The organism is Pedobacter sp. KBW01 (assembly GCF_003852395.1).
Lineage (GTDB): Bacteria > Bacteroidota > Bacteroidia > Sphingobacteriales > Sphingobacteriaceae > Pedobacter.
In genome coordinates this window covers 109,848-131,367 of sequence record NZ_QAJQ01000012.1, presented here as the reverse complement: position 1 = coordinate 131,367, position 21,520 = coordinate 109,848, and the positions used below count along the sequence as shown (strand labels likewise).

Here is a 21,520-nt window from a genome sequence, read left to right as displayed (position 1 = left end):
GGCAAATATATCACCATCCAAAAAAAGCCCGAAGCTTATTGGTTAGTGATACGAAAATAACAAAAATTTAACGTTAAGAGCGGTTAGTTTTAATGGTTTTTTCCTTAATGTAGTCTTGGATACTGTCGCGGTAGTTGCTGCCAATGTTAATTGTCAGGTTATTAATCATCTTCAGCGTATGGCCTTCAACCTTTTCAATGTAGTTTTTTGCAATAATAAACGAACGGTGTGCCTGTGCAAAGTTGGCATAATTAAGGAGGATCACTTTAATTTCGGACAAGGCAATATATGCGACTATGGTTTCATTTAATGTAAAAATTCTGACATAATTCTGAAGACTTTCGACTGCAACTATATCCAGATATCTCACTTTTATGAGGTTATTGTTGTCATTTTTGTTTCTTACAAAGAAATAATCATCGTCTTGCTTAAGGCTTACGTGTGGGGCAGTTGGCCTTTTTGGAAAAAGCATATTGATGGTTTCGGCAAAGCGCGCAAAGGTATAAGGCTTTAAGAGGTAGGCACTGGCGTACATTTCAAAAGCCTCGTATGCGTATTTAGAATGCGACGTGGTGAAAATCAGTTTGTCGGTTTTGTGCCTGATCACCTTGGAAAGTTCCAGTCCCGAAATAAGTGGCATATCAACATCCATAAAGATAATGTCGACTGCTTCACCAGCTGTAATTTCATTTAAAGCCAGCAATGGGTCTGTGTACGATTTGATTAACTGGATATTAGCCAGTGCATCGATATACGAAATTATACCGTTAACGGCATAAATATCGTCATCGATTACGATACATGTTAGTTTCATTAAGTGCGTGTGTGTTAGTAGAGCTAAATTAAGCATGCTTTTTAATTATAGAAATTAATTTTGGGAGCGTAACCTTTTTTAACACTTTTTGTAATAAATATGATACACTTTGTTATGTGAATCAAAATTGCGGATTTATGCTGCGTAGTCTTCACGTTTTTGGTATTGTAAAACACACAGGAGTGTGATTTAATTCGTTGTAAAACAATATATTATATTTTGAATCGTAATAATTAATAGATATATTTAATTAGCGAATTTTCATCCCCGGAATTACCTAAATACAAAATCTCATGAAAAACAAAATCCGTACAACCAACAGGTTGAATGTATCAATTACCAAAAAGGTTATTGAATTGCAAGAAAGAGGTTACGATTGTGATTTCTTGTTATTGGCAAATAATAACCTGCTTTGCATGCAAACTAATTTTAAGTATCCTTTAAGTGCTGTATCTATTAAACAAATGGAACATGGATACGACTTGTTTAGCCATTCGTATAAACACGTACACACAATAGAAACTGGTAATGGCGAAAAAGGAGTTTTGCTTACCGAAGAAGCCTTTAAATAAGCGCCTGCTTAATATTTATTGTTTAGGTTTCAATTAACTTTCCGCTCTTTTTTCCTGGTTTAAATTTTAATGGATATTGATTTATCCTATAGCTTCAGCCTGTGCTAAAAAAATAAATAAGGATCTGACTTTTGTTTAAGTTTTAAGCGATATATTTGAACAAAATAATGACTTATTCTATTTCAGATCTGGAACAACTTTCGGGTATCTATGCGCACACCATAAGAATTTGGGAGCGGCGCTATGGTGCTTTAAGCCCTGCGCGTTCGCAGGGGAATACCCGGTTGTACGACGATAATGAGTTAAGGAGGCTGCTGAATATTGTAAGTTTAATTAAAAGTGGACTAAAGATTTCAAAAATCTGCTTGCTTTCTGATAGGGAAATGAACCGGCTGCTCGATCAGGAATTTAATCCGGTGTCTGATGATGCCCACAGCGAATATTGTATTTCTCAGTTGGTGAAACATGGTATTGCTTTCGATGAATATTCTTTTCATCGCCTGTTAGATGAAAGTATTGATTGCTTAGGATTATCAACCTGCTACCGTAAGGTTATTTATCCCTTGCTGGTACGTCTCGGTTTAATGTGGCGTAAAGACGATATTTGTCCCGCACATGAACATTTTTTAGCAAACATTATCCGTCAGAAAATATTTACCCATATTAATAATTTAGCTGTTCAGAAAATGACGGGCCAAAAGTGGCTGCTTTTTTTACCAGAGTATGAAGATCACGATATCGGTCTGCTTTTTGCTAGCTACATATTGCGGATTTACCAGCAACAAGTTATTTTCTTAGGCAGTAAAGTACCCTTAAATGCTATTGCTAAGGTTTACCATACTTTAAATGTTGATCATGTATTGCTTTTTATGGTGAAAACGCAGCCAACTGTAAAAGCCCAGCAATACATCAATCAGTTATCGGCTATATGTACTTCAGCCCAGATTCACCTGGCTGGAAATAATCAGGTAATTGATGAATTAAAAAATATTGACCACATCAACCGCTTTAGAACGCTTGATGAATTTGAACTATCTATCCAATCCCCAGTATTAAATGAAAGAAATTTTTGATCAGCTATCTGCCGATTGCAGCCGGCTAACTACCAAAAGATATAGTACGAGTTTTTCTTTCGGCATTTATATGCTTGGTAGGGATCTGCGTTTGCCTGTTTATGCCATTTACGGTTTTGTACGTTTGGCTGACGAAATAGTAGACAGTTTTCATCATTACGACAAAAAAAAACTGCTCGAGAAATTTAAACATGATACTTTTGAAGCAATTAACCTGGGAATTAGCTTAAATCCAATTTTAAATTCATTTCAAAAAATTGTTAATCAATATACCATAGATCACGAACTGATCGTTCTCTTTCTGAAGAGCATGGAGATGGATCTTTCGGAAACCAAATATACTGCGGCATTGTATAACGAATATATTTTAGGCTCTGCCGAAGTGGTGGGTTTAATGTGCCTCAAAGTATTTACCAATGGCCATAGTGCCGATTATGAAAGATTAAAGCCTTATGCAATGAAACTAGGTTCAGCATTTCAGAAAGTGAATTTTCTGCGTGATGTAAAGGCTGATCATCAGGGTTTAAAGCGTAATTATTTTCCGAATGTGAACCTGGCCGCATTTTGCGATACCCAGAAACAACAGATAGAAACTGAAATAGAAAAAGAATTTGACGCAGCACTTGCAGGTATTAAGCTTTTGCCTCCAAGTTCGCGGAATGGGGTGTATTTAACCTATATCTATTATAAAAAACTTTTTACAAAAATAAAGCGGCTAAGTGCCGAAAAAATCATGACCGAAAGGATTAGGATTTCAAACACGCGAAAAATTGGTTTGATGTTTGATTCAATCATCAGGAATAAGTTAAATGTAATATAAATGGAAGAACATGTTATACTGGTAGATAGTGAGGATGTGCCGAGGGGGCAGATGGAAAAGATGAAGGCGCATGAAGAGGGGGCATTACACCGTGCCTTTTCTGTGTTTATTTTCAATTTTAAACGCGAATTGCTACTACAGCAAAGGGCCAAAAGCAAATATCACTCAGGAGGTTTATGGACCAATACCTGTTGTAGTCACCCGAAAATTGGCGAAAGCAATGTGCATGCGGCCAAAAGAAGACTTAAAGAAGAAATGGGAATGGAATGTGAGATTAGTTATCTTTTTAAATTTACTTACAAGGCTGAATTTGACAACGGCTTAACGGAACACGAGGTAGATCATGTTTTTTTCGGAATGACAGATGAGCAGCCGGTTATCAATCGGGAAGAAGTAGAAGATTTTAAGTATATGGATTTAGTGTCGTTAAAAGAAGATATTAATCTCAATCCTCAGGCTTATAGTCCCTGGTTAAGGATTTGTTTAGATAAAGTTGTAAGGCATGCCTCAACCGCAAGAACAAAAAACGGGCATACAGCCTAAGCCATATACCCGTATCTAAATTAACGCTCTCGAGGACAAATATAGGAGTAGTTTAGAAAATTGCAATAGTTTTAACATTTCTTTTACTTTAAGATTATACTTGAATGCTCAATTGGAGCCTTTTCTTAAAAATAAGCGCTTAACGTTGAGGAGTTTATGTTTTAAGCTGACTAAACTATTTTTTTTAAGATAGTTTTACCTATATATTTAGTTTTTAGTGACTTAACCTAATCGCCGTTTTTTGTTGTTCAGTACAGGTTGGTGATTTTTGAAAAAATAAATTATTTTTCCGGGTTGCATTTTGGTTGAGCAGGAAACATTTTTATTATATTTATGTTAATCAAAATGTATTTAATCGCTAACTGTTATGGAAAGATCAGAAATCATATCTCTACTAGAGGTAATCAATCAACAGGTGAGTTCCTCTATTCTGGGCGGCATGGAAGAAGATTATGAAGAACTGGAAAGCCTGGGCCTAATCAAAATTAACCGCGAATCGGTACAATGGTCGGCGGCGATGACCCCAACAGGGAATGAATACCTTGGTCACGATTAACCTTATCTGGCCTGAAGCACATCTTCTCTCAAAAATAGATCAATAAAATACTCGCCGGAAAGTTTTAAGCATTTCTGGCTGACTAAACTTTGACCAAATAATTGCTTTAATTCTGTTAAATTTGCCGCAAGTTTAGAATGCTACATTCCATAAATAAAATGTCGTTCTATCCGTATTTATGAACGATTTACAACTAAGAACAGTAAATGTAACCAGGTACGTTACGCCATTGCGCGAGGGAGGTTCTATGCCTGCCATTGCCGAGGCCGACGATAACTTTTTATATGTACTGAAATTCCGTGGGGCCGGACAAGGGCCAAGAGCGCTCATTGCTGAATTAATTGGCGGTGAAATTGCTAGGATTTTAGGGCTGCGCGTACCAGAACTTGTATTTGCCAATCTGGACGAAGCTTTTGGCCGTACAGAACCTGATGAAGAAATACAGGATTTGTTAAAAGCGAGCGTTGGGCTAAACCTGGCCTTGCATTACTTATCTGGTGCCATTACCTTCGATCCGACGGTAACCACTGTTGATGCAACCTTAGCCTCGCAAATTGTGTGGCTTGATTGCTTTTTAACCAACATGGATCGCACTTGTAGAAACACCAATATGTTGGTGTGGCATAAAGAACTCTGGTTAATCGATCACGGTGCCTCGCTATATTTTCACCATTCCTGGCAAAATTGGGAAGAACAGGCCATTAAGCCATTCTATTTGGTTAAAGATCATGTACTATTGCCATGGGCAACTGAATTAGAAACCGTAAATGAAACTTTTAAAGCCATACTAACGCCCGAAAAAATTGAAGCAGTGATTGCTTTAATCCCGGATACCTGGCTTGAAGGCGAAACTAATTTTAGCAATACCACCGATCACCGTAAAGCTTACGAGCATTTTTTAACCACCAGGTTATTACATGCCGATACCATTATAAAGGAAGCACAACATGCAAGAGAAGTTCTTATTTGAGTATGCTGTGATCCGCGTGATGCCAAGGGTAGAACGCGAAGAATTTATTAATGTGGGCATTATCCTGTTTTGCGCGAAGCAGAAATTTTTAAAGAGTATTTTTGCTGTAGATGAAGCCCGAATGCTTGCCTTTTCGCCTAAAATTGATTTAGACGAACTGAAAGCCAACCTTTGTGCTTTCGAAAGGATAAGCATTGCCGCAAAAGGATCGGGGCCGATTGGCCAGTACGATCAGGCTTCACGTTTCAGGTGGCTTACCGCTACACGGAGCACGGTTGTGCAATGTTCTAAAGTACACCCCGGACTTTGTACCGATGCGGAAGAAACACTATTGAGGTTACACCAGGAGCTGGTGCTGTAGGCGGAGCGTATAGCGCCTGGCGTTATGCGTATTGGGATCAGTTAACCAATTCAAACAATTAACCGATTAACCAAACATATAGCAATCCAACAATTAATCAATTCATACAATTAATTCAACCCCCTTTGCCAAAAGAATATTTTAAACAACTTCAGCATTTGCTTGATATAGAGCGCGAAGAAGATTTACAATCTTATTTAAAACTTACCGAAAATACTTCTGCGGCCGATAGGAGGGCATTGGGCTTAACCTGGTATCCAATAGCCCTCAGAAATACGGAGATAGGTAGGGGCGATTATCTTACGGTTGAACTTGAACGCACTACACATCAGGATTTTTCTCACCAGTTCAGGTTTGGATCATCTGTGGTGTTGTTTTCTAATCACGATGCTAAAGCGGATCGTATAGAGGGCGTAATTACACATCAGAGCGGTAGCAGGATGAAAATCAGTTTCAGGGAAGACGAACTGCCCGACTGGACGAGAGACGGAAAACTAGGTGTTGATTTGTTGTTTGATAACAACAGTTATGATGAAATGCAGGCTGCACTGAAACAGGCTACCCATTTAGCCGAAAATGAAGCTGAAAATAAACTAATCCGCATTTTAACGCAGGGAGATAAGCCTTCCTTTCGGGGCGAGGAGAAATTTATTATTCCTAACACTTTAAACGAATCGCAGCAGCTAGCGGTTAATAAAATTATTTCGGCCGATCATTTGGCAATAGTACATGGCCCACCGGGTACCGGAAAAACAACCACGCTGGTGCATGCCATCAAATCGCTGGCTAAGCACAGCGATCAAAAGATCTTAGTTGTAGCGCCCAGCAATACCGCAGTAGATTTGCTGACCGAAAAATTAGCTGCCGAAGGATTAAAAGTAATTCGGGTAGGCAATCCGGCAAGGGTATCAGAAAGGTTGCTTGCAGCCACTCTTGATCATCAAATGGCTGGTCACCCGGATATGAAAACCATTAAAGCGCTTAAAAAACAGGCCAGCGAGTACAAAAATATGGCCCATAAATATAAGCGCAGTTTTGGTAAAGCAGAACGCGACCAAAGGAAAGCCTTATTTGATGAAGCCCATAAAATCGGTCGGGAGGTAGAAAAAACAGAACAGTATATTATGGATAATCTGTTTACCAAAGCACAGATTATTACAGCAACTTTGGTGGGCGCAAACCATTATACCGTACGTAACTTAACGTATCAAACCATTGTAATTGACGAAGCCGGACAAGCGCTTGAGCCTGCCTGCTGGATCCCGATTTTAAAGGCACAGAAGGTAATTTTGGCCGGCGACCATTTTCAGCTTTCGCCTACTATAAAATCAAACGAGGCATCGAAGAACGGTTTAGGCAATACCTTGCTCGAAAAAACTGCTGGTCTTCATCCTGAATCGGTTGTGCTCTTAAGCGAGCAATACCGCATGCATAAGGATATTATGGGTTATTCATCGAAAGTGTTTTATAAAGATGCTTTAAAGGCACATCATTCGGTAGCCGACAGGTTGCTTTTTGCCCATGATGCCCCGATTAACTTTATTGATACGGCAGGCTGTAGTTTTGAAGAAAAATTAAACGGAACAAGCACCACGAACCCTGATGAGGCTGCCTTTTTGGTTAAACATTTAACGGATTTGGTTGGTAATTTACAGGCTGGTCATAATGCCGATTCTTTTCCTTCAATCGCTATTGTTTCGCCATATAAACAGCAGGTTCAGATTTTAAAAAACCTGATCGAAGATCACGATGTTTTGGCACCTTATCGTAATCACATTGCCGTAAATACCATAGATAGTTTTCAGGGACAGGAACGCGATGTGGTGTACATTAGTTTAACCAGAAGCAATGCGGATGGGACTATTGGCTTTTTGGCCGATACGCGGCGAATGAATGTGGCGATGACCAGGGCGCGGAAAAAACTGGTGGTAATTGGTGATAGCGCAACCTTATCAAAATCGACGTTTTATGCCGGTTTTATTGAATATGCTGAAAAACTGGATGCTTACCACAGCGCATGGGAATATATGGATCTGTAGGATGAAATAATGATTGAATGTATTTGGTAGTATGTGTATGTTTTCATTCAAAAGCACTTATTCCAGTACGCTGATTTTAAGTTTTACAATTGTTACAATGAAATAATTAAGAACTCAGACTGAAATTATTATTTTTACTAAAACCATCTTAATTCCCTATAAATATATGATCAGCATAACACGGTTTGCAGTATTAAGCTAATTACTGCAGGGATGAGCTACATGTAAAATACATTTCCTGGAATGGTAGAAAATATAAAAATTCTAATTGCAGATGATAGTGAGCTGATGCGGCTCTTAATGAAACGAATTTTTTCTAAATGGCTAAACTCGCCAATTGTTATAGAAAGGGGTAATTTGCCCGATACACTCGAGCTGCTCAGACAGGAAGCCTTTAATTTTGTATTGTTGGATATCAATATGCCCAAAGGAGACAGTTCTCCAATACGGTAAGGGAAATTTTAGATATTCAACCTGATATTAAAGTGTGCATGTTTAGCGGCAATGACAAAACGGTTCTCCAACAAAGTTACATAGAAGCAGGAGCCATTGGTTTTATCCAAAAAGATGAAAACATGGGGTTTGCAGTAGAACAGGTAATTAAAAAGGTTTTTAATTAGGCTTTTTCCAGGTTTTTTTCTTCGTTAATTTTGCCCGATATAGATGCACCAGCAATCAGCAGTTCGTTGGTAATCATTTTGGTATATTCGGTAATTTCCGATTTAAAATCTTTTACTGATGAGCCCGAACGGATTTCCTCGAGCCTTTTTTCCCATTGCCCGGTAAGCTCGGCCTGTGCAATTTGCTTATCCTTCACCACCTCATATACTGCCAGGCCCTTATTGGTTGGTACCAGATTTCGTTTTTCGCGGGTAATGTATTCGCGTGTAATTAAGGTTTCTATAATCGATGCACGCGTTGCAGGAGTGCCTAAGCCACTATCTTTCATGGCATAGCGCAGCTCTTCGTCTTCAATCTCTTTACCGCAGGTTTCGAGGGCTTTCAGCAGTGAAGCTTCATTGTACATCGATTTGGGTTTGGTTTGCTTTTCTAAAAGCGTTTTTTCGTTAATCGGTAAAAGTTCACCAACTGCTACTTTGGGCAGTGCTGCGTTATCTTCGTCCTTTTTATCATCTTCAGGGTCGTTAAATACTGCACGCCATCCAGCCGAACGGATTACTGTTCCGCTGGCAACGAAAGTAACACCCGATTGAATGGTGATTTTGGTTAAATCTTTCAGGCATTCCTGGTGAAAAGCCTCAATCATCCGGCCAACTACCATATCGTACACTGCCTGTTTATCGGGACTAAGTCCGTAAGCTTGCTCGCCTGTAGGTAAAACCGCATGGTGATCGGTTACTTTTTTGGCATTAACACTCCGTTTGTTCAACGCTACGGTTTGTAAAAACTGTGCCTGTTTTCCAAAATCAGGGTGATCGGTAAATTTAGCAATCAAATCTGGCACTCCCGCATATACATCGTCGCCAATATAGCGCGAGCCTGTACGTGGGTAAGAAACGAGCTTGCTCTCGTATAAATTCTGTAAAATGTTAAGGGTTTGATCGGCTGTATAGCCTTTTTTCTTATTGGCTTCCTGTTGCAAACTACTTAAATCATGCAATAGCGGTGGTGGTTCTTTTCGGGGTTTGGCCTCCACTGCAGTAATATTACCTCCGGTAGGGAAACCCGATGCCACATCTTCTACCAGTGCAAATAGTTTTTCAACTTCTTCTTTATCCTTGTAGTTAGTGGTAGATATGGCTTTAAAAACCTGTTCTTCTTTGCTTAACAGGATAGCGATTTGATAATAGGTTTGCGGTACAAAGTTCTTAATCTCCAGATAACGTGCACAAATCATGGCTAGGGTAGGCGTTTGTACCCGGCCCAGCGAAAGTACTGTGCGGTTGCCCGCCGAAATACTTAAGGCCTGCGTGGCATTCATACCAACCAGCCAATCCGATTCAGAGCGGCAGTGGGCTGAATTAAATAAAGTATCGTAGTCGGTTCCGGGTTTTAAATTCCTGAAACCATCTTTTATGGCCTCATCAGTTTGAGAAGAAATCCACAGGCGTTTAAAAGGCTTTTTACACTTTAAAAAATAATAAATGTACCTGAAGATGAGTTCACCTTCACGCCCGGCATCCGTTGCTACAATAATTTCTGTAGCCTCATCAAAAAGTTTTTTAATGGTATCGAGCTGCTTTTTTACGGCAGGATCATCAACAAAGCCATCTTTGGTTTTAATTTTACGGATAGCCAGTTTAAATTTTTGTGGTAGCATGGGCAAATGTTGCTTGCGCCAACCAATAAAACCATAATCTTGCGGAGGTGCTAATTGTAGCAAATGCCCGAACGCCCAGGTAAAAGAATAGCCTTTACCCTCAATATATCCGTCTTTTCTGGTGGTTGCTCCGAAAACTTTGGCAAGCTCACGGCCAACAGATGGCTTTTCTGCAATTACAATCTTCATTAAATAGTCTTATCTTTTCAAACCTCAAATATGCTTAAAATAATGGCAAAGGGCTCAATAAAATTACTCACAATACGCCGCAGGTTGCTGTTAATGTAATGGCCTGGTATGGATTTGGTTAAATGTCAAAGGTTTACAGCCGTTTTTTGGGTGTCAGTTATCTCTATCAAAAAAAAGCGCGTTACAGCTTATAGATTTAATTGAGCAATAATGCTGAAATGATCATTTTACTTTGATTTGTCGCTGCACACTGCAGGGAGGTTTCAAAGTAAAATGGACAATTTAAGCTTATTAAGGCTTTACGCATTGTAAGCAAACAAAAGAGGGGGTATTTGTCAATGTTGTAGATTTAATATGAATGGGATTAACAAATTGCCAGTATTTTACTCTAATTATAAAAACAGATTAAGCCTGAATGGATAAAACTTACGAACTTGAAGGAGAACTGATTAAAGTAGGCCTCGAACCGAAAATTATCAGGGTGTATAGTAATGCTGCTTTATGGCAATACTTAAGTGTTAGGCCAGATATTCGTTTTAACCAACTTGTAGATACTATTAAAGCTGATTATGAAACTGAGTTTGGGCAAATGCTTGCCATTAGTAACCGCTCGTTAATTGTAGAGATTTTGGTACACGTGTATTGCGATTACCTTGGTTTGTCTTTTAACCGTTTGGTAAAGGTAAAGTGGATTCAAAGCCTGGTTAAGAAGCTGTTGAAACGAGCCGAAGTGGTAGATTGCGGCGAGAAGGAGGCGGATAGTAACAGATGGGTATGGGATTTACTCGCTCCATGCACACCTGTTTTCATCAAACTCCTGCCCAAAAATATGAATGCAAAAAATATTAAGCACCATTAATCAACCTGTGCAGCTAAAACGCCTTCCTGGTTTAAGGCTACGCTAGCGGCCAATGTTTCGTTTAAAAAGGAAGAATGGTATAACTGATCGGAGTTATTGATGAACAATACCGTGCGATCGGAGATGTTGTTAATTACCTCATCGGCTAGTTTAGCTGAAACCGCAGGGCAACCCTGACTTCTACCTAAGCGACCAAGTTCATTTATGGTTCGCTGCGAAACATAGTCTGCACCATGTACCACAATTGATCTTTCTCGTGCTTTGTTGTTAAAACCCTGGTCCATGCCATCTAATTTAAGCGAACGACCGTGTTTGCCGTAATAGATTTCGCCGGTAACATAAAACCCCAAACTGCTCTGGTTGGAGCTTACGCTGTTAGAGAAATGTGCTGGCTTATCGCCGCCACTGTTTTGTCCATGTGCCACCCAGGTATTCATAATCAGTTTTTTCTGCGCTAAATCGATAATATACAGTCGCTTTTTGGTGCTTTCCTGATCAAAATCGGCTATGGTTAAAATGGATTTGGCACTTAACAAACCCGAATATTTCATGTTATAGAAACCGGTTAGTGCCTTTTCGAAAACCTGTTCGTTTAATCCGGCAGAATCGAGATGAACGGTATGGTACAGATTGGTAATAAATTGATTGTAGAGGCTATCGGCAGCAATGTTTTTTACCGCCTGTTGTTGTGTTTGTGGAAGCTCCACGGCTTTCCAACTTGTTCCGACAATGCTCATCCCCACTAAAAAAATCGCAGCAATGCCAAGGATTTGTTTCTTCATTCAGTATTGTTTGATAATGAGTTATTTATACGGCTGTTTAGCTAGAATGTTGCCCGGATAGGAGATATGCGGTTTGAAATGGCGGTTGTTTTACACTCTTGTGACTTAAACTGACGTGATATAGCTTTGAGGAATAGGGGGTTGATTGGTTTTAATGTGGTGTTTATGCTTTATGGTTTCCACAGATTTCGCTGAAGGCGCTGATGTATTGGGTTCTATTATTCTGCACTAATCATCTTAAATCCGAGGGAAAATAATTGAATATATAGCGCTTTGTTATTCCAGCAGATTTCGCAGAAAAAGACGCAGATTATATTTATATCTATTCCGTAAGCAAAAGCAATAAACAAATCTTTAAATCTAATTCCCTATTTTTGCCGCATAATTATAACTCATGCCAAACCAAGAAAACGATTATTCTTTCTGGACCAAATACAAAAGATTTGCTTCTACCGAAATCTTAATGTACCTGATCATGATTATCGGTATTGCACTTGGGATTATTTTTTTAAGCTAAGTGCCAGTTTGAGGTAATCGGCTCCATTTACATCATTAATAAACTTCGAAAATTCTTCGTACTGCGCTGCCGGAAAAGTGCCATCGTTTAACACAAATTTACGGTAGTAAGTAAGTTTATTGCCGCTAATACTGGTTTTACTGGTGTATTGACCAAAAACACTCTTAAAGCTTTTATCATGCGCTGCTATTAAGCTTGTATTAATGCCATCGGGTAGTGTATAAATAATTGTGTCTTCATCAGTATAACCACGGTTAATATAAACAGGCAGGGTTCTGTTCCTGATTTCGGGTGCCGATTTTTTAATGTTAAAGGCATTGAGCTGCAAAAACATCTTATCCCCGTTTATTGGTGCATAATTTCTGATGTTAAGGCTCACTTCTTCTGTTAATTTTGGATCGGCATCTTTCTTTTGTGCCAAAACAACGGCATCAAAATCTATGTTATCGATATTGTAGGCTTCTTTTAGTAGTTTATGTTGCTCTGTTACCGATTTGCCAATCAGCGATTCCTGGTTATCATATTGCGCGCCTGAATAAATGGTATTCATTTTACCGGAAACACTTCCGTTGCTTTCTATAGTAAGGTTAGCTGTTCTGATTTGCTGGTTTTCGGCTGTGGTTAACTTTGGGGTATGCAATAATTTGCCACCATCTGCGGTACAGGCAAGCACCAACCTGTCATCAGTAAAATCGCTTAAAAAGCCAAATGGTATTTTCTGACTGGTGCATTCGAGCCAGGTGGTATCGCCTTTTAGGGGCATACATAAAATGATGTGATTGCCCTGAGCCATACTCGCATAATTCGGATTAAGGCTTTTCTTTTCCGATCCGGCTTCTACTACGCAATAATACGAATCAATGTTGGCGGCTTTTAACAAACTTTGCATATAATTAACCAGTGCTTTACAATCGCCATAACCCAAACGGTCTACTTCGCTGGCTGCAATAGGTTGAAAACCTCCAATACCAATCTGTACGCTAATATACCTTGTCTTTTCCTGCAGGTACTGGTAAATTTTACGGGCTTTATCTTTATCTGTTTTTTCAGCTCTTACCAGGTCTTTTATCATTTGTAGGGTAGCTGGCGGTAATGCTGTGCGGGTATTTAACAAATCATCATAAATCCACTTGCCAAGGTCTTGCCAGCTGGTATAATTGCCTTTGTGGCCATAATAGTAAAACTCTTGTGGTGCAATTTGAATGCTGGTGCGGTAAGTTTCGGGATCAGGACTATAAGGTTCGGTTCTTACTGCTAAAACATTGCTTATTTTCCAGGTGGTTTTCTTTTGCTTTTCATCTGTTATCACCTCAGGTGAGCCACTATAGTTTTGTGTTTTTATCCTTATTTGATCGGTAGGTTTGCTAATAAAAGTGTAGCTGCTTTTTTCTACCGAAACATCGTTGGCAGGCTTGGGTGTCCAGTCGGGGATAAGCAGGTTTTGTTTATTCCTGATTTCATAATTGTAAACCACAGTGTAAGGGTACTGACTTACTGATGGCAAATAATGTTTCACGCGGCTATCTACAAAAAGCGAAAAGCCATCAGCGGCACTGGCGTCTATAAAATCGTTCTGAGTAAACTTGTTGGTTAACTTACCTACAGCATTGTAAACTTCGCCTTTTATGCTTTTTATAGAGATGTTCTTATCATAAAAGACTACCAAACGTGCTTCATCTTCACCATTCTCATTAAAAACAGTTATGGCCTTTTTAACGCTCATGATCACATTATCTGGCGAGCGCATATCGATGGTGGTTTCATCGTTTCGGATGCAGGCATTGGCCCGGTTACGTAAATTGGCCGGAACAAGATCAGAATCATAGTTATCCTGGGAAAAACCAGTAAAAGAAGTTAGTAGTAAAAGCGAAAAGGTAAGTAAAGTTCTCATTTTAGGTTACTTCTTTAATAAAAATTCAGTCTTTTGGTTCTGGATAATTCTGCTGTAAAACTCTTTCAGGAAAAGATATTCATCTGGCTGGTAAATGGCATTGTTAAACTGAAAAATCTGGCTTAAGCTAATGTTGTCTTCTTCTAATTTGCTTTGCAATAAGTACCTGCCGCCATTATTTGGTAAGGCAATAGCCATGTCTTTTGGTTTTTCCAGTAACTGGTATTTGGCCGGTAAAGTAATATTCATGGTAATGCGCTCGTCCGATCCGGCACCCAAATCAACAGGATAAGTACGTTCATTTAAGTTGAAAGGATTTTTAGAAACCGGATTGATAAAAAATGGACTAAAGTAAAACTGGTTCTGATTAGAACCATCGTTTATGGTAAACTCAACCTCATATTTTTCTGTTAACATGTTTTCTACACTGTCCAGGTTCGAAATCTGGTGTTCCAGTATTTTAATCCGCGTTAAGCGTTCATCCAGTTTTTCTACATATTCATCCGGCGATGTGTAACGTAAAATATCGCGTCTTTTATTGAAGGCAGAGTAGCCCATTGAATGGGTAGTAAGCGTGCCTACAATTTTGCCATCGGTAGTCATTTTTCCCGAAAGGATATAATTGGTAACCGATTTCATGCTCGCTTTTAAATCGATCCAGTACGAAGGTTTTTTGAGGTTAATTACACGGCCCTGATCGTTAATGCACCTTAATGGTAATAGTCCGAATGGTAAAAGTGGCTCAGTAGCATCCAGCAGATAACTTTTATCGCCAATATTTACTTTGGCAACCAGATAGTTAAAATCGCTCATTACCGGATAAAGTTTATTTACCGTTCCGTTATCGCGCGTAGAAAGAATAACGGCTTCGGCATCTAAATCAGCGGCAGAAAGCGCTGCAATTAAACTCAGGTTGATATCTGCTACGTTGCCCGAACGTGTTTCGAGTGCCTTTTTAATGTTATCGACCGAGTATTTTCCGTAATAATTATCCCATTTAATTTGTTTTTTGATATAATTAAAAACAGCTTTTGCTTTTTCGAGCTCGTCTGTTGTGCCTTTGGTAATTACTGGAATGAGGTCTTTAAAAAGATCCTTCCTTTTCATTTGAGAACCCAACGATTTATCGGTTGATAGCTCGTGATCGATATCTTTCCAGGTTTTGGTATAAGAAGTTTTGCCTCCGTTTAAATTCTGTACATCGGAAAGCTCAAAATAAATAGCAGATTTAAAATTACTCGGAGCCGTCATGTTATCTTCCTCAATAAAAGCAGGAATGTTTTTCATGAGGTAGGTGATTTTTGAACAATCAATAGCGGCACCGGATAAGCGCAGGCATTCTTTGCTCAGCTCTACTTTTTGATCGGTAAGTTTTTGAAAACCGCGTAACGAAACGTTATAGTTATAAATTCCGGGAATATAAACCAGGTATTCGCTATTTACTTTAGGGATATCGCCCTGAAACTCCCAGGTTTTAAAATTGAAAAGGTTTGGCGATTTTAAAATGTAACTGTATTCTATTACCGAGCCTTCTTTCAAATTGGGAAGGGTAAATTTGGTTAAGCGGGTATATTTAGATCGGTTTTCGGTAAAAACAGCTTTTCTCTCCATTACGGTTTCAACGAAGTTGTTATCGATTAAGTTAAAGGTCGAGGCCTTTAAATCGCTGATGGTTTCTTCGCGGCTGTCATCCTTATACATTGGAATCACAATATTGGCTTCTTTAAAACCCTCTTTATTGTAGATTTTCATTTTTACATGGTGCTCAAAAACCAGTACAAGGCTATGCGTATTGTCGTCGAGCTGTATAGATGCGGTACCAAATTCTTTTAAAACGATTGCGTTGGCGTTACTGTCGAGTGTTTTTCTATCGAATTGATAATCATCGTGGGTAACAGCCCCGTAAGTAAAGTTTTGAGCGTAAGTACTTAACGATAAAAAAAACAGGAAAATCAGGGTGGATATATTCTTCATTAGAGCGTATATAAATTGGCGCAATTTAGGAGTAGCAATTAAGAATCTAAAATAATTTGAAAATTAAATTTATAAATTAATAAAGTGGTTTTATAGAACTAATGAAACCTTTTTAGCATTTTTGGAAAAAAGAATTTGACATGCCGATCCCAAATCTAATGTCGCTAATCTCACATCAAAAGAAATGAAATTAAATTTAAAGCGCCCCTTAGCATTTTTTGATTTAGAAGCTACTGGAATAAATGTTGGAGCTGATAGAATTGTAGAAATTGCAATTTTAAAAGCAATGCCAGATGGTTCTGAAACTGTTAAAACCTGGCGTGTAAACCCCGAAATGCCTATCCCTTTACAAACTTCCTTAATTCATGGCATTTACGATGAGGATATTGCAAATGAACCTACATTTAAAGCTTTGGCTGTAGAAATTGCCGGCTTTATTGGCGATAGCGATCTGGCTGGGTATAATTCCAATAAATTTGATATCCCTATGCTATTGGAAGAGTTTTTAAGAGCAGAGGTTGATTTTGATATGAACAACCGCAAATTTGTCGATGTACAAAATATATTCCACCAGATGGAACAACGTACATTAAAAGCGGCTTATAAATTTTACTGTCAGGAAGATTTAGTTAATGCACATGCTGCAGAGGCCGATGTAATTGCCACTTACAAAGTATTGTTAGGACAGTTAGAAATGTACAAGGAAACTGAGTTTGAAAACAAACAAGGCGTAAAGAGTATCCCGGTAGTAAATGATGTAGATGCTCTTCATGTTTTTACCAATATCAATAAACCGGTAGATTTTGCTGGTAGAATGGTTTACAACGACAATGATGAAGTATGCTTCAATTTTGGTAAACATAAAGGCAAAACAACTGCACAGGTGTTTGCTGTAGAGCCCAGCTACTATGCCTGGATGAAACAAGGCGATTTTCCGTTGTACACCAAAAAGAAGCTTGATGAAGAGTGGGCGAAGTTTAACGCTAAGAAGAACGAAGGTAAAGCTCCCAGACCTCAAAATAGTGCACCAGTCAATAAACCACAATTTCAAAAAAAGCCCCAGCCAAAACCAGAAAAGCCTGCCCAGCCCCTTAACAACGATATGTTGGAGCAGCTGAAAATGAAGTTTGGGAAATAGGTCTTTTAACCACAGATAAAAAGGATAAACACGGATATTTAATTTGGATAGACTTAATTCCATAACAGAAAAAATAATTGGAGCTGCATACGCAGTTTCGAATACTCTTGGTTCTGGCTTTTTGGAAAAAGTTTACGAAAATGCAATGTTCTTAGAGTTATCAAAATGTGGCTTCTCGGTTAAAACAAAAGTGATTACCAGTTTTTACGATAACCAAATTGTAGGTGAGTACTTCGCTGACCTGATTGTGGAAGAGGAAATTATTGTAGAAATTAAGGCTATAAAAGAATTAAACGAAATTCATCAGGCACAGCTGATGAACTAACTTTCAGCCTGTGATAGGAGGTGCGGGTTATTAATAAACGTTGGAAAACCCAGGGTAGAAATTAAAAGAATCTTAAATGGCTATTAGTTACTTTTTAATTTGACAAGCTGTTATAAATAAGCATCTGTGTTAATCTGTGTCTATCTGTGGTTAAATATAAAACAATGAAGTGTATCAAATTATTAGGCTTCTTACTGTGCTCAGCAATATGCGCCAATGCGCAAACGCAATTACCAATTGAGCCGGTATTTCAGCAAAGCTATCAGAAAGAAACCCGGAGTACCAGCGGTAAGCCTGGTAAACACTACTGGCAAAATTCATCAAAGTATGATATTCAGGTAGATTTTAATCCGGTAAGCCGCTTGTTAAAAGGTAAAATACAGGTTGTTTATACGAACAATAGCCGCGATACCTTAAAGGAAATCTGGTTTAAGCTTTACCCTAACCTTTACAAAAAAGGCACATCAAGGAAAGCTAAATTCTCAGAGTCTGATTTAGGCGAAGGTGTAACGATTGATAAGCTGGCTGCCAATGGAAAAACCATTACCGGCTTCAAAATCGATGGTACCAACATGACGGTCGACGTGCCAGCAGTGTTGCCAGGTAAGACCATAAGCTTTAGTGTTGACTATAATTATACTTTAAATAAGGGTTCGCATATGCGTACAGGTCAGGTAGATGAAGGATCGCATTTTGTGGCGTATTTCTTTCCGCGTATTGCGGTTTACGACGATGTAGACGGCTGGAACAAATTTCCTTATACCGGTGCCGAAGAGTTTTACAACGACTTCGACCAGTTTAATGCTGCCATTACTGTACCCGGTGGTTACGGGGTTTGGGCTACCGGCGATTTGAAAAATCCAAACGAGGTTTTTCAAAAAGATATCGTTGCCAGAATGTTGTCGGCTGAGAAGAATGATGCTGTAATTGATGTGATTACAGATAAAGATCTGGCTGATAAGAAAGTAACCCAGCCCAATACATTTAATACTTTTAAGTTTGAAGCCAAAAATGTAACCGATTTTGTGTTCGCTTTGAGCGATCATTATCTTTGGAAATCGAGCAGTTTGGTGGTAGACCCTAAAACTAAACGACGTACCCGTGTGGATGCTGTTTTTAATCCGAAGCACAAAGATTATTATGAAGTGATTGATTTTGCGCGTAAAACCGTCGAATCGATGAGTTATACTTTTCCGAAATGGCCTTTCCCATACAACCACGAAACCATTTTTGATGGTTTAGACCAGATGGAATACCCGATGATGGTAAACGATAACCCGGTTGATAACCGCACGGATGCCATTACACTAACCGACCACGAAATTTTCCATACCATGTTTCCGTTTTACATGGGTATTAACGAAACCAAGTATGGCTGGATGGACGAAGGTTGGGCAACCATAGGAGAGTGGCTTATTTCGCCAATGATTGATTCGACAATTGTAGATGAGTATGGCGTGCAGCCAACGGCATCTACTTCTGGCGGTAAAGACGATAGTCCGATTATGACCTTAACACCTGATTTAAAAGGATCGGGTACCTTTACCAATTCGTATCCTAAACCGGGTTTGGCTTATTTGTTTGTTAAAGATTACCTGGGCGATGAATTGTTTATTAAAGCTTTACATACCTATATCAGAAACTGGAACGGTAAACACCCTATGCCATATGATTTCTTCAACAGCATGAACGAAGGTAGCGGCAAAAACTTAAACTGGTTTTGGAAAGCCTGGTTTTTTGAAAGTGGTGTAACCGATATGGCCATAAAAGCGGTAAATAAAAACAGCAATGGTTATACAGTTACTATTGAAAACAAAAGCATTAAACCTTTACCTATCGATTTAACTTTAACTTATGCTGATGGTACTACCGAAAAGCACCACAATACCATTGGGGTTTGGGAAAAAGGTGATCAGCAGGTGAAAATTGAAATTAAAACAGCTAAAAAACTATCCAAAGTCGTAATGGGAAGCGCGCATGTACCCGATAAGGTTAAAAGCGATAATAGTTTCTCGGTAAACTAGTAAGATTTGAACATCGGATAATACGGCTTGTTAATCGGGCCTTCATCACTAAAAGCATCACAAATTTCAGCCTCTCTTAAAGCTTTTTTAAGGGAGGCTTTTTTATTGTTGATGTAAATTTTAATCTGAATTAACCTCAGCCCGTGACTATAATCGACCCAGGTATTGCTATGCTTATTATAAACCGGCTGTATGGCTTTGCCATCTGGTTTGTGCCAGCCATAAATTACTACTCTTGGTGTTGTTTCTCCGTAAATTTTATTCGAAATGATAATGTCTTTTTTATCTCCGGCAGTCAGGCTTCCCAGTTGGTTATCAGGAAACAAGCTTTTAAGCTGTTGTTGTATAGAATCGGTATGGGCTATAAAAACCGGTGAGGTGGTCATTGCCCTGGTTGGTGGTATAGGTTGCGGTTTTAGTTTTATCGTAGCCTTGATATAAATATGATCGACAATGGTTTTGGTGGGAAGTACGCATTTGGTAAGCTTTGCGACCTTTTGAGCCAATATGGATGTCATCGGAACATAGAAGTAATCGTCGTTACTGCCTATGGCAAAATAATCAGGGAGCACATAATAACGAATCTGATAAGTCTGATTACTTCCCTGATTAGTCCACTGTGTGTCAATAGGCACCAGTTTTCTTAAGAAATCAGGGATGTTACCTTTTTTAATTTCCCGGAATATGATTTTTTCACGATTCACTAAGCTGAGACTGCTATCGCTGATACTAAGTGCAAATGCTTTGCCTGTTAGTGCATTTGGTTTTCTTTTGGAGAGTTTGAGTTCCTGAGCGCTTACAAAGGAGATAGTTGTAATGAATAATAAAACAGTGAGCAAACCTTTCATTTATTCCGGCTTTAAAAAATCAATATTCCGTTTTAACCCGGCAAACTTAGTACGTTTAACTGCCGAGCCTTTGAAAACCTTTTTAAAAACTTCGTCAGTTATTTCGGTCAGGTCTTTGGCATTCAAATCCAGTAAGCCATTTTCGGGTTTAAAAGCCGTTTCATTATGTACTTTCGAAAAGCGGTTCCAGGGGCAAACGTCCTGACAAATGTCGCAGCCAAACATCCAGTTGCTCATCTTGTCTTTAAATTCGTCAGGGATCTCGTTTTTAAGCTCAATGGTTAGGTAAGAAATACATTTGGTACCATCAACAACCTGTGGAGCAATAATCGCATCGGTTGGGCAGGCATCTAAACAACGTGTGCAGCTACCACAGTAATCGGCCTGGTAAGGGTGATCATAATTTAATTCCAGATCGATAATTAACTCAGCCAGAAAGAAAAAGGAACCGTTGTTTTTACTAATCAGGTTCGAATTTTTACCAATCCAGCCAATGCCCGATTTTTTTGCCCAGGCGCGGTCTAAAACCGGTGCCGAATCTACAAAGGCCCTTCCCGAAACTTCGCCAATGTTTGTTTCTATAAAATGGGTAAGTTCTTTAAGTTTATCTTTTATTACGGTATGGTAATCTTGTCCGTAAGCGTATTTAGAGATTTTTGGTGCATTTGGGTCACTTTGTGTTTCGTTTGTATAATAGTTTAACGAAAGTGAAATCACCGATTTTGCACCGTCAACCAATAGCCTTGGGTCGAGTCGCTTATCGAAGTAGTTTTCCATATACTTCATTTCGCCATGGTGGTTCTGATTCAACCATTTCTCCAGGCGCGGCGCTTCTTCCTCCAGAAATTCTGCTTTGGCAATACCGCAAGACAGAAAGCCCAAACGAAGCGCTTCATCTTTTATCAGTTGACTATATTTTGCAGAATTGTTGTACACCAGTTTGC

At 39.0% G+C, this 21,520-nt stretch carries 21 protein-coding genes; 14 read left to right on the top strand and 7 right to left on the bottom strand.

The window, feature by feature from the left end; genetic code table 11:
• Nucleotides 1-73: 73 nt before the first annotated feature.
• Nucleotides 74-814: a LytR/AlgR family response regulator transcription factor gene (locus tag DBR40_RS13850; RefSeq protein WP_124560342.1), complete on the bottom strand. Its 741-nt coding sequence runs from the start codon at nt 812-814 to the stop codon at nt 74-76.
• Nucleotides 815-1,107: 293 nt separating this feature from the next.
• On the opposite strand from DBR40_RS13850, the gene DBR40_RS13845 reads away from it, so the two are divergent.
• From DBR40_RS13845 to DBR40_RS13805, 9 genes are all read left to right on the top strand, one after another.
• A complete protein-coding gene (locus DBR40_RS13845) occupies nt 1,108-1,386 on the top strand; it encodes a hypothetical protein (protein ID WP_039472406.1) in 279 nt (92 codons plus the stop codon).
• Between the two features lie 155 nt (nt 1,387-1,541).
• Nucleotides 1,542-2,459, top strand: a complete 918-nt coding sequence (locus tag DBR40_RS13840) for a MerR family transcriptional regulator (RefSeq protein WP_233603891.1) — start codon at nt 1,542-1,544, stop codon at nt 2,457-2,459.
• Nucleotides 2,443-3,279 (top strand): phytoene/squalene synthase family protein, encoded by an 837-nt coding sequence (locus DBR40_RS13835; RefSeq protein ID WP_124560340.1) that lies wholly within the window; start codon nt 2,443-2,445, stop codon nt 3,277-3,279. Before DBR40_RS13840 ends, DBR40_RS13835 begins: the two co-directional genes overlap by 17 nt.
• Complete coding sequence (idi, locus tag DBR40_RS13830; RefSeq protein WP_124560339.1) at nt 3,280-3,822, top strand: isopentenyl-diphosphate Delta-isomerase; 543 nt, start codon at nt 3,280-3,282, stop codon at nt 3,820-3,822.
• Nucleotides 3,823-4,189: 367 nt separating this feature from the next.
• Entirely contained in the window at nt 4,190-4,378 is a 189-nt protein-coding gene (locus tag DBR40_RS13825; RefSeq protein ID WP_124560338.1) for a hypothetical protein, read from the top strand.
• 178 nt (nt 4,379-4,556) lie between these two features.
• On the top strand, nt 4,557-5,348 hold the full coding sequence (locus DBR40_RS13820) for a HipA family kinase (protein ID WP_124560337.1): 792 nt from the start codon (nt 4,557-4,559) through the stop codon (nt 5,346-5,348).
• The gene (locus DBR40_RS13815) at nt 5,326-5,709 is read left to right on the top strand and encodes a DUF3037 domain-containing protein (RefSeq protein ID WP_124560336.1); all 384 of its coding nucleotides are present in this window, start codon (nt 5,326-5,328) and stop codon (nt 5,707-5,709) included. The genes DBR40_RS13820 and DBR40_RS13815 overlap by 23 nt, the downstream gene beginning before the upstream one ends.
• A 125-nt stretch (nt 5,710-5,834) precedes the next feature.
• On the top strand, nt 5,835-7,748 hold the full coding sequence (locus tag DBR40_RS13810; RefSeq protein WP_124560335.1) for an AAA domain-containing protein: 1,914 nt from the start codon (nt 5,835-5,837) through the stop codon (nt 7,746-7,748).
• A gap of 243 nt (nt 7,749-7,991) precedes the next feature.
• Complete coding sequence (locus DBR40_RS13805; protein WP_124560334.1) at nt 7,992-8,201, top strand: response regulator transcription factor; 210 nt, start codon at nt 7,992-7,994, stop codon at nt 8,199-8,201.
• Between the two features lie 163 nt (nt 8,202-8,364).
• On the opposite strand, the gene topB is transcribed toward DBR40_RS13805, so the two are convergent.
• Nucleotides 8,365-10,218, bottom strand: a complete 1,854-nt coding sequence (gene topB / locus DBR40_RS13800) for a DNA topoisomerase III (RefSeq protein ID WP_124560333.1) — start codon at nt 10,216-10,218, stop codon at nt 8,365-8,367.
• Between the two features lie 415 nt (nt 10,219-10,633).
• On the opposite strand from topB, the gene DBR40_RS13795 reads away from it, so the two are divergent.
• Nucleotides 10,634-11,077 (top strand): hypothetical protein, encoded by a 444-nt coding sequence (locus DBR40_RS13795; protein WP_124560332.1) that lies wholly within the window; start codon nt 10,634-10,636, stop codon nt 11,075-11,077.
• Here DBR40_RS13795 and DBR40_RS13790 read toward each other — a convergent pair.
• A complete protein-coding gene (locus tag DBR40_RS13790; protein ID WP_124560331.1) occupies nt 11,074-11,859 on the bottom strand; it encodes a murein L,D-transpeptidase catalytic domain family protein in 786 nt (261 codons plus the stop codon). The two genes, DBR40_RS13795 and DBR40_RS13790, sit on opposite strands and share 4 nt — an antisense overlap.
• Before the next feature lie 394 nt (nt 11,860-12,253).
• Between DBR40_RS13790 and DBR40_RS27130 the strand changes: the two genes are divergently transcribed.
• Nucleotides 12,254-12,376, top strand: a complete 123-nt coding sequence (locus DBR40_RS27130; RefSeq protein ID WP_255420107.1) for a hypothetical protein — start codon at nt 12,254-12,256, stop codon at nt 12,374-12,376.
• Here the strand turns inward: DBR40_RS27130 and DBR40_RS13785 are convergent.
• The gene (locus tag DBR40_RS13785) at nt 12,360-14,267 is read right to left on the bottom strand and encodes a DUF3857 domain-containing transglutaminase family protein (RefSeq protein ID WP_124560330.1); all 1,908 of its coding nucleotides are present in this window, start codon (nt 14,265-14,267) and stop codon (nt 12,360-12,362) included. The two genes, DBR40_RS27130 and DBR40_RS13785, sit on opposite strands and share 17 nt — an antisense overlap.
• Before the next feature lie 6 nt (nt 14,268-14,273).
• Complete coding sequence (locus DBR40_RS13780) at nt 14,274-16,241, bottom strand: DUF3857 domain-containing protein (protein WP_124560329.1); 1,968 nt, start codon at nt 16,239-16,241, stop codon at nt 14,274-14,276.
• A 184-nt stretch (nt 16,242-16,425) separates the two neighbouring features.
• On the opposite strand from DBR40_RS13780, the gene DBR40_RS13775 reads away from it, so the two are divergent.
• The 3 genes from DBR40_RS13775 (at nt 16,426) to DBR40_RS13765 (ending at nt 19,728) form a co-directional block, all read left to right on the top strand.
• The gene (locus DBR40_RS13775) at nt 16,426-17,379 is read left to right on the top strand and encodes a 3'-5' exonuclease (RefSeq protein WP_124560328.1); all 954 of its coding nucleotides are present in this window, start codon (nt 16,426-16,428) and stop codon (nt 17,377-17,379) included.
• A gap of 43 nt (nt 17,380-17,422) precedes the next feature.
• Nucleotides 17,423-17,704, top strand: a complete 282-nt coding sequence (locus DBR40_RS13770) for a GxxExxY protein (protein ID WP_199748343.1) — start codon at nt 17,423-17,425, stop codon at nt 17,702-17,704.
• 164 nt (nt 17,705-17,868) lie between these two features.
• Nucleotides 17,869-19,728, top strand: coding sequence for a M1 family metallopeptidase (locus tag DBR40_RS13765; RefSeq protein WP_124560327.1), 1,860 nt, complete (start codon nt 17,869-17,871; stop codon nt 19,726-19,728).
• Here DBR40_RS13765 and DBR40_RS13760 read toward each other — a convergent pair.
• Both DBR40_RS13760 and queG read right to left on the bottom strand, forming a co-directional pair.
• Nucleotides 19,725-20,576 carry a hypothetical protein gene (locus tag DBR40_RS13760; RefSeq protein ID WP_124560326.1) on the bottom strand — a complete coding sequence of 284 codons (852 nt, stop codon included), beginning with the start codon at nt 20,574-20,576 and terminating at the stop codon, nt 19,725-19,727. The two genes, DBR40_RS13765 and DBR40_RS13760, sit on opposite strands and share 4 nt — an antisense overlap.
• Nucleotides 20,577-21,512: a tRNA epoxyqueuosine(34) reductase QueG gene (gene queG / locus DBR40_RS13755; protein WP_124560325.1), complete on the bottom strand. Its 936-nt coding sequence runs from the start codon at nt 21,510-21,512 to the stop codon at nt 20,577-20,579.
• Nucleotides 21,513-21,520 lie beyond the last annotated feature (8 nt).